This window comes from Streptomyces sp. NPDC093221, from assembly GCF_044753885.1.
Classification (GTDB): Bacteria; Actinomycetota; Actinomycetes; order Streptomycetales; family Streptomycetaceae; genus Actinacidiphila.
Window position 1 is genome coordinate 181246 of record NZ_JBIVOA010000008.1, and the last position, 10625, is coordinate 191870.

At 70.7% G+C, this 10625-nt stretch carries 11 protein-coding genes; 8 read left to right on the plus strand and 3 right to left on the minus strand.

Features of this window, described 5'->3' with window-relative positions; translation table 11 throughout:
- Nucleotides 1–74: 74 nt before the first annotated feature.
- Nucleotides 75–470 (minus strand): GNAT family N-acetyltransferase, encoded by a 396-nt coding sequence (locus tag ACIQCJ_RS27285; RefSeq protein ID WP_402712827.1) that lies wholly within the window; start codon nt 468–470, stop codon nt 75–77.
- Entirely contained in the window at nt 467–685 is a 219-nt protein-coding gene (locus ACIQCJ_RS27290) for an ATP-binding protein (protein ID WP_402712828.1), read from the minus strand. Before ACIQCJ_RS27290 ends, ACIQCJ_RS27285 begins: the two co-directional genes overlap by 4 nt.
- An 84-nt stretch (nt 686–769) precedes the next feature.
- Here ACIQCJ_RS27290 and ACIQCJ_RS27295 point away from each other — a divergent pair, with 84 nt between their 5' ends.
- The 3 genes from ACIQCJ_RS27295 to ACIQCJ_RS27305 all read left to right on the plus strand — a co-directional run bounded on the left by ACIQCJ_RS27295 (nt 770) and on the right by ACIQCJ_RS27305 (nt 3521).
- Nucleotides 770–1570: an ABC transporter ATP-binding protein gene (locus ACIQCJ_RS27295; RefSeq protein WP_402712829.1), complete on the plus strand. Its 801-nt coding sequence runs from the start codon at nt 770–772 to the stop codon at nt 1568–1570.
- 31 nt (nt 1571–1601) lie between these two features.
- A complete protein-coding gene (locus ACIQCJ_RS27300) occupies nt 1602–1958 on the plus strand; it encodes an Imm51 family immunity protein (protein ID WP_391041687.1) in 357 nt (118 codons plus the stop codon).
- A 264-nt stretch (nt 1959–2222) separates the two neighbouring features.
- Complete coding sequence (locus tag ACIQCJ_RS27305; RefSeq protein WP_402712830.1) at nt 2223–3521, plus strand: SLC13 family permease; 1299 nt, start codon at nt 2223–2225, stop codon at nt 3519–3521.
- A 49-nt stretch (nt 3522–3570) separates the two neighbouring features.
- Here ACIQCJ_RS27305 and ACIQCJ_RS27310 read toward each other — a convergent pair whose 3' ends face one another.
- On the minus strand, nt 3571–5664 hold the full coding sequence (locus tag ACIQCJ_RS27310) for a cellulose binding domain-containing protein (RefSeq protein WP_401305746.1): 2094 nt from the start codon (nt 5662–5664) through the stop codon (nt 3571–3573).
- A gap of 631 nt (nt 5665–6295) precedes the next feature.
- On the opposite strand from ACIQCJ_RS27310, the gene ACIQCJ_RS27315 reads away from it, so the two are divergent.
- The 5 genes from ACIQCJ_RS27315 (at nt 6296) to ACIQCJ_RS27335 (ending at nt 10497) form a co-directional block, all read left to right on the plus strand.
- Nucleotides 6296–6562, plus strand: a complete 267-nt coding sequence (locus tag ACIQCJ_RS27315; RefSeq protein ID WP_355339983.1) for a GlsB/YeaQ/YmgE family stress response membrane protein — start codon at nt 6296–6298, stop codon at nt 6560–6562.
- Nucleotides 6563–6635: 73 nt separating this feature from the next.
- Nucleotides 6636–6806 (plus strand): hydrophobic protein, encoded by a 171-nt coding sequence (locus ACIQCJ_RS27320; protein ID WP_355339981.1) that lies wholly within the window; start codon nt 6636–6638, stop codon nt 6804–6806.
- A 79-nt stretch (nt 6807–6885) separates the two neighbouring features.
- Complete coding sequence (locus ACIQCJ_RS27325) at nt 6886–7086, plus strand: CsbD family protein (protein ID WP_355339978.1); 201 nt, start codon at nt 6886–6888, stop codon at nt 7084–7086.
- Nucleotides 7087–7562: 476 nt separating this feature from the next.
- Nucleotides 7563–8564 carry a trypsin-like serine peptidase gene (locus ACIQCJ_RS27330; RefSeq protein ID WP_402712831.1) on the plus strand — a complete coding sequence of 334 codons (1002 nt, stop codon included), beginning with the start codon at nt 7563–7565 and terminating at the stop codon, nt 8562–8564.
- A gap of 250 nt (nt 8565–8814) precedes the next feature.
- Nucleotides 8815–10497 (plus strand): esterase-like activity of phytase family protein, encoded by a 1683-nt coding sequence (locus ACIQCJ_RS27335; RefSeq protein ID WP_402712832.1) that lies wholly within the window; start codon nt 8815–8817, stop codon nt 10495–10497.
- Nucleotides 10498–10625: the final 128 nt, after the last annotated feature.

Here is a 10625-nt window from a genome sequence, read left to right on the forward strand (position 1 = left end):
TGCTCCCGCGCTCAGCGCGTCACGATCGCGTCACTGCGCGGGGAACACGACAGTTGCGGTGCCGGCATCCGGAGTCACAGGGCGATCAGGCCCGCTGGGGTGGGGCGGAAGCCGCAGGTGTCGAGGTAGAAGGGGCGGAGGTGGGGCTCGAAGTCGACGTGGAGCCATTCGCAGTGGGCGGCGCGGGCGTGGTGGGCGGCGGTGGCGACGAGGTGGGCGCCGACGCCCTTCGAGCGGTGGGGCCGGGAGACGACGGTGTCCAGGAGGAAGGCGTGGGCGCCGCCGTCCCAGATGACGTTGACGAAGCCGATGAGGCGGGTGTCGTCGTGGGCGCAGACCCAGCCGAGGCTGTGGCGTTCGAGGCGGGCGCGCCAGTCGGTGCGGGCGGGCGGGCCGCCGAAACCGTCGGCGTGAAGGGAGTTGAGGGCTCCGTTGTCGACGTGGCCGCGCCACTCGTAGGTGATCGTCACGCCGCGATCGTACGGTCGGCGCGGGCGAAGGTGACGGTGACGGCCAGGCCGCCGGGGTGGGTGGGGCAAGCGGTGAGCGTGGCGTGGTGGGCGGTGGCGATGGAGCGGACGATCGCGAGGCCGAGTCCGTGGCCGGACGCGGGTGAGGCGCTGGTGCGGTCGGGGGCGAGACGGCGGAAGGGCTCGAAGAGGTCGGGCACGCGGTCGGCGGGCACCGGATCGCCGCCACCGCCGTCCCCGGCGCCGCCGTACTCCGGCTCACCCCGCGCACGATCCTCACGAAGGGCAAGTGACCTCTTATGAAACGGAATTCGGGCACCTCACGGACTCCGCGCGAGTCCCGGGACGCCGCTGCGGCGGCAGGCGCGACCCCCGAGGCCGCCTCCGACGCCACCTCCGACCCCGTCCCCGCCGCTCCCCCCGTCCTCCAACTCTCCGCCGTCAGCCACACCTACCGGGGCCAGCGGCGCAAGACCACCGTGCTCCGGCAGATCGACGTGTCCTTCGAGCGGGGCACGTTCTCCACCATCCTCGGCCCCTCGGGCAGCGGCAAGACCACCCTGCTCAGCCTGGCCAGCGGCCTGGACAGCCCCACCACGGGCACCGTCCGCTTCGACGGGCGGGACATCGCGTCCATCGGCCTCGGCCGCTACCGCAACAGGCACGCCGCCACGGTCTTCCAGCAGTACAACCTGCTGCCGTACATGACGGCCCTTCAGAACGTCGTCACCGCGATGGAGATCACCGGCGCCAGGCCCGCCACCGGGCGGCGCAAAGCCCGCGCGCTCGACATCCTGGCCGGCGTCGGCCTCGACCCCGACGCCGCGCACCGCAATGTGCTCAAGCTCTCCGGCGGGCAGCAGCAGCGCGTCGCCATCGCCCGGGCCCTGGCCTGCGACGTCGACATCCTCTTCGCCGACGAACCCACGGGCAACCTCGACGAGGACACCGCCGACAGCATCATCGACATCTTCCGCGACCTGGCGCACATCCAGCACAAGTGCGTCATCGTCGTGACCCACAGCCAGACCCTCGCCGCCCGCTCCGACCGCACCCTCACCCTCCGCAAGGGCAAAGTCACGACGACGCGGGCCGCCTGAGCCTGTCAGTGGCTCCCTATAGCGTCGGCCCATGACCGAAACCTCGACGCTGGACCCGCTCACGTTCTTCGAGTACGACCACGACCCGGGCAACTACTGCCTGCTGCTCAGCGACACCGACATGGTCCCCTTCATGGACGTCTTCGAGGAGTGCGAGCAGTACGGCAGCGGCTACGGCTGGACGGGCGTCGCCCGCTCGGCCATCCGCTCCCGCGCGCCCGAACTCCTCGACCGCGTCTCCTTCGACCCCGAAGCGGGCATGTTCGTCGCCTACGGCACGGACCCCGAAGCGCTCCAGGCCCTGGGCGCCCTGCTCAAGGAGGCCCTGACCGACAAGGCGGTCCTCAAGCACCTGATAGAGACCGGCGATCCGGCCTGGTTCGACTGAACTCGGCCGCCGCGGGGCCCCGTTCCCCAGCCGACCGCCCACGCCCACCGCCCACCGCCCACCGCCCTCCGCCCGTGACGGACCCCCGAACCCCCGGACCCCCGGAATCACCGCATCCGCGTCAAGAAGTCGTATGAGACGTGTAAATTGGTCGCTGGTGTGCCGGGAAGTCTGGTCGGCGAATACGAGAGAACTCTCTTCGCTGATCGGGGGCACCGTCCGTGGTAATCGTGACGTGGACGCGGGCGGAACACGCGGTGCCGGATGAGTGACTGGCACGCGTGGGCGGCCGTCGCCGTCTTCTTCGGGACCTACGCGCTCATCATCAGCGAACGCGTCCACCGGGTCGCTGCGGCGCTCGGCGGCGCCGGACTGATGCTCGCGATCGGCGCGACCGACGACGTGTCCGCCATCTACTCCGAAGACTCCGGCATCGACTGGAACGTCATCTTCCTGCTGCTGGGCATGATGATGATCGTCGGCGTGCTCAAGCGCACCGGCCTCTTCGAGTACCTGGCGATCTGGTCGGTGAAGCGGGCGCGGGCCAAACCGTTCCGCGTGATGGTGATGCTCATCGTCGTCACCGCCACCGCCTCCGCGCTGCTGGACAACGTGACGACGGTGCTGCTCGTCGCGCCCGTCACCCTGCTGGTCTGCGAACGCCTCGCCCTGCCGTCCGCGCCGTTCCTGATCGCGGAGGTCTTCGCCGCGAACATCGGCGGGGTCGCGACGCTCGTCGGCGACCCGCCCAACATCATCATCGCCAGCCGCGCGGGCCTGACCTTCAACGACTTCCTCGTCCATCTGGCGCCGCTGGCCGTGGTGTTGGTGCTCGTGCTGATCGGCCTGTCACGCGTGATGTTCCGCTCGGCGTTCGACGGGGACGCCGACCGCGCGCTGGCGGTCATGGCGCTGGACGAGCGCGAGGCGATACGCGACCCGCGGATGCTCAGGCAGGGCCTGGCCGTACTCGCCCTCGTCATCGCCGGTTTCGTCCTGCACCCGGTGCTGCACCTCGAACCGAGCGTCGTGGCCCTGCTCGGCGCGGGACTGCTCGTCGCGGTGTCCCGGGCGAACACCGGCGAGGTGCTGACCGAGGTCGAGTGGCCCACCCTCGCCTTCTTCGCCGGGCTGTTCGTCATGATCGGCGGCCTGATCGACACCGGCGTCATCGGCCAGGTCTCCGACGCCCTCGCCAACGCCGTCGGCGACCGGGAACTCGGCGGCTCCATGCTGATGCTCGGCGCGTCCGCCGTCCTGTCCGGCGTCGTCGACAACATCCCGTACGTCGCCACGATGGCGCCCGTCGCCGCCGACCTCGTCCGTCACCTGGGCGGCGACCCCGACCACGTCATGTGGTGGGCGCTGACCCTCGGCGCCGACCTCGGCGGCAATGCCACCGCGATCGGCGCCTCGGCCAACGTCGTCGTGCTCGGCATCGCCGAACGCGCCCGACAGCCCATCTCCTTCTGGCAGTTCACCCGCTACGGCCTCGTCGTCACCGCCGCCACCGTCGCCGTATCGGCCCTCTATCTGTGGCTGCGCTACTTCGCGCTGGCGTGACCGGAAGCCGTACCGGAAGCCGTAGCGGAAGCCGTACGGGACCGGGAACTCACGTCGTCGTGCAGACCGTGCCGTTGAGGGTGAAGACGGTCGGCGGGGGCGCCGCGCCGTCGTTGGCCCCGGTGAAGCCGAAGGAGGCGGAGTTGCCGCCGTTGGCGGCGAGCGTCGCGTTCCAGTCGACCGGGGTGGCCACGACCTGCCTGCCGGTCTGCGTGACCTTGGAGTTCCAGAAGCCGGACACGGACTCGCCCGCGCTGGGGAAGGCGAAGGCGAGCGTCCAGCCGGTGATCGGGCTCGGGCCGGTGTTGGTGACGGTCACCTCGGCGTTGAAGCCGTTGCCCCAGCCCGCGGTGGTGCGGTAGCCGACCTGGCAGGTCGAGTGCGCGGGGGTGCCGGTGCGTACGGTCACCGGGTCGGACGGCGGCGACAGGCGGCCGTTGGCGTCCCGCGCCAGGACGTTCCAGGTGAAGGTCGTACCGGGCGTGAGGTTGTGGACGGTCGCGGAGGTGCCCGTGCTGTCGGCCAGCAGCTCGCTGACCGTGCCGACCTGCCGGTAGACCTCGTAACGGGTCACCGCGCCGCCGGTCGACGGCGTCCAGCTCACGGTGGCGGTGGTGTCCCCGGCCGCGGTCACCTTCGGCGCGCCGGGCGCGGTCAGGGCCGAGCCCGTACCGGCCTTGGGGTGCAGGGTGACGGTGGTCAACGAGTAGGGCGGCAGCGTCTGTTGGGCGCTGTAGGCCGACGTGACGGTGTCGATCGCGGCGGCCTGGTCGCGGTAGGTGTCCACGGTCACCCCTGCCGACGTGTCGGGGGTGAAGCCGGTGTAGTGCAGGGCCACGGTCCGCGCCGCCGACGGGTCCTTGTTGATCAGCAGCACGCTCAGGTCGCCGTTGGCACGGCGCACGGCGTGCGCCGCGACCGTCGCGGCACCGCTGCCCGCGCCGACCATCCGGTCCCCCGGCCGCCCGAGCCGGCTCAGCATCTGGATCGCGTAGTACGGCGGGAACGGCGTGTTGAGCGCGGGCTCGCAGACCGTGCCGACGCAGTTGGCGCTGGACAGCACTCCCCAATCGCCGTAATCGGTGGCGCCGTTGGGCGACGTCGAGATCTGCTGGGCGCCGTTGTGCGTGTCCCACCAGTCGACGGTGAACACCCCGTTCTGAAGGGCGGTCAGATACGCGTCGGCGCCGAACAGCGCGTTCGGCTGCGTGTCCACGTCCCGGCCGCCGTTGACCTCGGTGAGCGCGATCGGGGTGTCGCCCGCGCCCGCCGCGGTCAACTGGTCCTTCAACTGGCCGAGTTCACCGGCGAGCTGCGAGGGCGTGTTCAGCATCTGCGCGGTGTCCGACGTGCTCGGGTACCAGTGCACGATCACGAAGTCGGCCTTGCCCGCGATCAGCGGGATGACCGTGTGGTTCCAGTCGGCGCTCTCGCCGTCGGCCATCACCCCGTCCGGCCAGTTGCCCGGCATGGTCAGCACCGCGCCGACCTTCACCGTCGGGTCCACGGCCTTCATCGCCGACACGTACTGGAGCACGTTGTTCGCGTACGCGGCGGGCGACTTGTCGGCGTGGTCGTCCTGCTCCCAGCCGGAGCCGTAATGCCCGTTCCCGTACAGCTCGTTGCCCACCTCCCAGAACTTCGCGCCGTACCCCTTGGTGACGTTGGCGTACCGCACCCAGTCCGCGGCCTCCTGCGGTGTGCCGGAGCCGTAGTTGGCGATGAGCATCGGCTGGGCGCCGATCTTCTTGACCGTGCCCATGAACGCGTCGAAGTCCGTGCCGGGCGCCACGTATCCGCCGGGCGCGGTGTTCGTCCGCCAATGGTAGATGTCGCCGTACGAGCCGCCGGGGTAGCGCAGCATTCCGACGTCGGCGGCCTGGAGCAGGTCCTGGACCTGCGGCTCGTTCATCTGCGCGTCCCACACGGCGCTGTTGAGGCCGTACGCCGTGCCGGGGATCGTCCCCAGGCCCTCGTTGGCGTTGACGGTGACGTCCGCGGGCGCCGCGGGCGGGTCGTCGGCCCGCGCGGTGGCGCCGCCGAGCAGCAGCGTGCCGAGGAGCGCGGCGGCGGAGGCCGCGGCCACGAGCGGGCGGCGGCGCCCGCGTAAGGGCTGGGGGCCGGGGGGCATGACAAGACGCACGGCGTACTCACCTTCGGGAGGCGGGATGTGGGGGGGTCGTGCCGCGTACGCGTGGGAGCGCTCCCACAATGCGGGCGACCGCCCCCACTGTCAATGGTTCACACGCCCCCATCCGGGGCGGTGGCCGGGCGTGACGCGGGTCGCGCGGCGGTTCATGCACGCGGGAAGTTCATTTCCCACGGCGACCGGCGCGTCGAGCACCTCAGCGGCGACGGCACCGTCCGCGCCACGGTCGCCTTCGCACCGGGCGAGGTGCCCGTCACCCTCCACGGCTACGCCCCCCGCAAGCCCGCCGTGGCCGCCACCACCGGCTCCGTCGGCCCCGTCGGCTGCGTCAGCGCAGTCGGCTACGACACCGGCACCGAGCTCTTCCGCTTCACCGCCACCGCCGACCCCGGCGCGTCGGGCGGCAACCGCGCGGTGCTCTCCATCACGGCTCTCCATCACGCCCTGATTCCCGGGGACCGGCCCGCGCGGACAACGCGTATTCAGCGGGGCCGACCGGCCGGTCGGCCCCGCTCTCGCGTCCGCGCGCGAGATCTTCCGTGGGTACGCATGTTTGAAAGGCGCGGGCCGGTAAAGGCGGTTGTCGACAGGGACTTTCCGGGGGACAGAAGGGGAAGAGGGCGTCGTGGGAATTCTCGCATGGATCATCATCGGATTGCTGGCCGGGGCTATCGCCAAGGCACTGATGCCGGGGCGCGACCCGGGCGGTGTCATCGTGACGATGGTCATCGGCATTCTCGGAGGACTGCTCGGCGGCTGGCTGGGCAAGGTCATCTTCCACGTCCACTCGATCAAGGGCTTCTTCCATCTGTCCACGTGGATCGCGGCCATCGTCGGCTCGCTGATCCTGCTGGTGATCTACCGCGTCGTGACGGATCGACGCCGCGCCTGAGCCCCAGGCGCTCGCGGCCCGCTGATTGGCCGCTGAATCCGGGGGCAGAAGACACTTCAGGAGGTTGATCGTCATGGCAGCGTTGCTCATCGTTCTTCTACTGGCGCTGGTTCTCATCGGCGCAGGCTTCGCCGTGAAACTGCTTTTGTGGATCGGTATCGTGGTACTGGTCCTGTGGGCGCTGGGATTCCTGCTGCGCTCGACCGGCCCGAGCGGCACTCGTGGCCGCTGGTACCGCTGGTAAACGGCCAGGAAGCCAAGCGAAACAGGAAAAGCACCCAGAAAAAACGGCACGGCACAAAGCCAGGAAAGAGGAATTCATCATGAGCGACAGCGACAAGGCGAAGGCCAAGGTCGACCAGGTGAAGGGCAAGGCCAAGGAGACCGTCGGTCACGCCGTCGGCAACGAGAGCCTTGAGGCCGAGGGCCGTGCCGACCAGGCCAAGGGCGATGTCCGTCAGGCCGGCGAGAAGGTCAAGGACGCCGCCAAGGACGTCTTCCACAGCAACAAGAGCGACGACTGAGGGCTGAAGCCCCCGCCTCGCCCCTCGCGCCCCCCAGGAGGATCACCTCCCGGGGGGCGCGCGTGTGTCCGCGTACACCCGTCCGCGTACGCCCGTCCGTGTACGCCCACCCGGGTGGTCTCCGTACGCGCGCGGGCGGGTCGGCGCACACCCCCCTCGCGGCTCCCCCGCGCACCCTTCCGCGCGCACTCCCTCGATTGGCCCCGCGCACGCTCCTTCGCACGGCGCACGGCGCACGGCGCACGGCGCACGGTCACGGCCCGTCGCCCCACACGCACCACCAGCCACTCACATTCGGCTGAAGATGCCATGGACACGACACTCTCGCGGAGTTAGCGTGGCACCCGCTCACGTTTCGGCGACGTTACGCAGGCGCAGTTGGACAACGTTGTCGAGACGGGATTCGGGTCGATTCCGGCACCACCGGCCCCACCACGCACTCCCCCCTTCCCCCAAAAGGACTTGGAGTTGTCGCTATGAAGCGATCGGCTGCTCTCCTCGGCGCGTTAGCACTCGCCGCGACCGCCTGGACGGCGGGCACGGCGCACGCCGCGCCGGCCTCGCCCGCGGGCGTCCGTCAGACGTCCGTCTCCGCCGCGCAGCAGAGCGCGGCGGAGCGTTTCTGGACACCCGAGCGCCTGCGCGGCGCGAAGGACGTGACCGATCTGCCCGCCGCCACGGGCACGGCCGCCGCCCGTACGACGGCGGCGCCCGCCGCCTCGGGTTCCCGCGTGGCGGTCCCGCCGGTCGCGGGGCCGCGCACGACGGCGGGCGGCCGGGTCACCCCGATGTCCTCGCCCACCGCGTGGAACGGCGGCGGCCTGATCAGCACGACCGCGGGCAAGGTGTTCTTCCAGAACTCCTCGGGCGGCACCTTCGCCTGTTCCGCGACCGTCGCCAACGCCGACAACAAGTCGGTGGTCCTCACCGCGGGCCACTGCATCGTCAACGCGGGCACCGGCGAGTCCTACCAGAACTGGGTCTTCATCCCCGGCTACAACCACGGCAACCGCCCGTTCGGCACCTTCTCCGCCCGCGTCCTGTACTGGTGGTCCGGCTATGTCTCGACGGCGGGCAACGCCAACTGGGACTTCGCCTACGCGGTGGTGAACACCGTCAACGGCCGTTCGCTGGTGGACACCGTGGGCGCCGAGGGCATCGCCTTCAACTCGCCGACCGGCCAGCACGTGCACTCCTTCGGCTACGGCGGCTCGGACGCCGAGGGCAACGGCGAGCAGCTCAACCACTGCGAGGGCACGGAGTATCCGGACGCCGGGCGCGGCGACTCCACGATGTGGGGCATCGACTGCGTGCAGACCGGCGGCTCCAGCGGCGGCGGCTTCCTGTCCAACTTCGACACGGGCGCGGGCACGGGGTACCTGGTCGGCAACATCAGCGTCAGCTCGGGCAACAACGAGTACCACCCGTACCTGGGCGACGAGGCCCTGACGACGTATCAGGCGGCGGGCGCGGCGTGACGCTGCCGCGGCATGGTCCCCGCGCGGTCTGACGCCGGGGCGGCCTGACGCCGGGGCGGCCTGATGCCGGGGCGGTCTGTCTCTGGTACCGCCTGACGCGGGCGCGGCCCGGCACGGAAGTGGCTCCTGATGTGCGGGCGTTCGCGCCGGGCGGGGACCTCCCGTCCGGCGCGAGCGCGCACCGAGGCGTGAACCCGGCATTCACCTGACGTCGGCGCGCAGTTCACCGGTGACCGACAGGTTCAGGACCATGACATCACGCACTTCAGGACGCTTCTCCCGCAAGCGCACCCGGATCGTCGTCGCGATCGGCGCCACGCTCGTCGTGGTGGGTACGGGCACGGCCGCCGCCCACACCGCGGGCTGGCTCTCGGCCCCCTCGCACGACTTCGGCGCGACCGCCGACACCTTCTCCGGCCACGGCGAGGTCACCGGCAATGTGCTGCGGAACGACGTCGGCGCGACCGCGGTCGTACGGCACACGGACCCGAAGGACGGTACGGCGACGGTCGACGCGGACGGCTCGTTCACGTACACCCCGCGCCCCGGCTTCACGGGCACGGACACCTTCACGTACACGACGACCGACGCCGTGCGGCTCTTCAAGGACGCGCGGCGCGACGGGTCGGCGCTGCCGCCGCTCGCCACGGTCGCGGGGCCCGGCGGCACGACCACGCGCATCTCCGGTGAGGGCTACGGCTCCTCGCTCGCGCCGGTGCCGGGCAGGCCCGGCCACTTCTACGGCCTGACCGACCGCGGTCCGAACGCCGACGCCCCCGACGGCAACAAGTCCGAGATGCTGCTCGACTTCACGCCGCAGATCGGCGAGTTCCAGCTCGTGGACGGCAAGGCGAAGCTCCTCAAGCAGGTCACGCTGAAGGGCCCGAAGAGCCGGGGCGGCGTCCCCTACAGCGGCCGTCCGCCGCACGACACGAGCGAGACGATCGACGACGTCAACGCGACGAACGCCAACGGCGGCAAGCCCGTTCCCGTCGCCAGGGACCCGTACGGCTACGACTCCGAGGGCCTGGTCGCGCTGCGCGACGGCACCTTCTGGGTCTCCGACGAGTACGGCCCGTACATCACCCACTTCGACGCCGACGGCTACGAGTTGGGGCGGCTGACCCCGTACCGCGACAGCGCCGACAACGCGTTCCACAAGATCGTCGGCTACCTGCCGGCCGAACTCGCGTACCGCGTCAAGAACAAGGGCATGGAGGGGCTGACGGTCACGCCGGACGGCTCGAAGCTGGTGGGCGTCATGCAGTCCGCACTCCAGCAGCCCGACCTCGGCGGTACCAAGGCCGGGAATGTGGCGGCGACCCGGATCATCACCGTCGACCTCCGTAACTACAAGGCCAAGCAGTACCTCTACCTGCTCGACAACCCGGCGACGACCGGCGCCGCGAACAGCGAGATCACCGCGCTGTCGAACACCACGTTCCTCGTCGACGAACGGGACGGCAACTACGAGCCGTTCGCCTCCAAGACGCTCTTCCAGGTCGACATCAACGGGGCGACCGACGTCAGCGGCCTGACCCTCGGCGGCAAGTCCCCCGAGGCGCTGGTCGGTACGGGCGGCACCAACGCGGCCCTCACCGCGCTCACGGCCGCGGGCGTCAACGTCGCCCAGAAGCAGCCCTATCTCAACGTCGGCACCCTGGTCAGCCAACTCGACCCCACCGGTGCCTTCTTCGCCCACGACAAGGTCGAGGGCGTCGCCACCGCCGACGCCGGCCGGACCCTCTACCTCTCCAACGACGACGACTTCGGCATCGACACCATCGCCGTGGACCCGGACGGCACCTGGACCGTCCACCAGAAGGTCCTCCCGCCCACGTCCAAGCCCGACAACGGCGAGATCCTGAGAGTCGACACCACCAAGCTCCCCGCGGTCCTCAAGACCGTGACGGTGACCGTCCGCGTGCGCTGACCCGCACCGGCATACGCCCATACGCCCTCGGGCCGCCCGCTCGGGCAGAGCGGACGGCCCGGCGGCCCGGCGGCCGGACGAACGGTCGACGGTCGGACGAACGGGCCAAGCGGAGCCCGGCGTTCTCC

Coding starts and splice junctions, on each gene's coding strand:
- ACIQCJ_RS27295 (WP_402712829.1), top strand. CDS start 770: ATGAAACGGAATTCGGGCACCTCACGGACTCCGCGCGAGTCCCGGGAC.
- ACIQCJ_RS27300 (WP_391041687.1), top strand. CDS start 1,602: ATGACCGAAACCTCGACGCTGGACCCGCTCACGTTCTTCGAGTACGAC.
- ACIQCJ_RS27305 (WP_402712830.1), top strand. CDS start 2,223: ATGAGTGACTGGCACGCGTGGGCGGCCGTCGCCGTCTTCTTCGGGACC.
- ACIQCJ_RS27320 (WP_355339981.1), top strand. CDS start 6,636: ATGGCAGCGTTGCTCATCGTTCTTCTACTGGCGCTGGTTCTCATCGGC.
- ACIQCJ_RS27325 (WP_355339978.1), top strand. CDS start 6,886: ATGAGCGACAGCGACAAGGCGAAGGCCAAGGTCGACCAGGTGAAGGGC.
- ACIQCJ_RS27330 (WP_402712831.1), top strand. CDS start 7,563: ATGAAGCGATCGGCTGCTCTCCTCGGCGCGTTAGCACTCGCCGCGACC.
- ACIQCJ_RS27335 (WP_402712832.1), top strand. CDS start 8,815: ATGACATCACGCACTTCAGGACGCTTCTCCCGCAAGCGCACCCGGATC.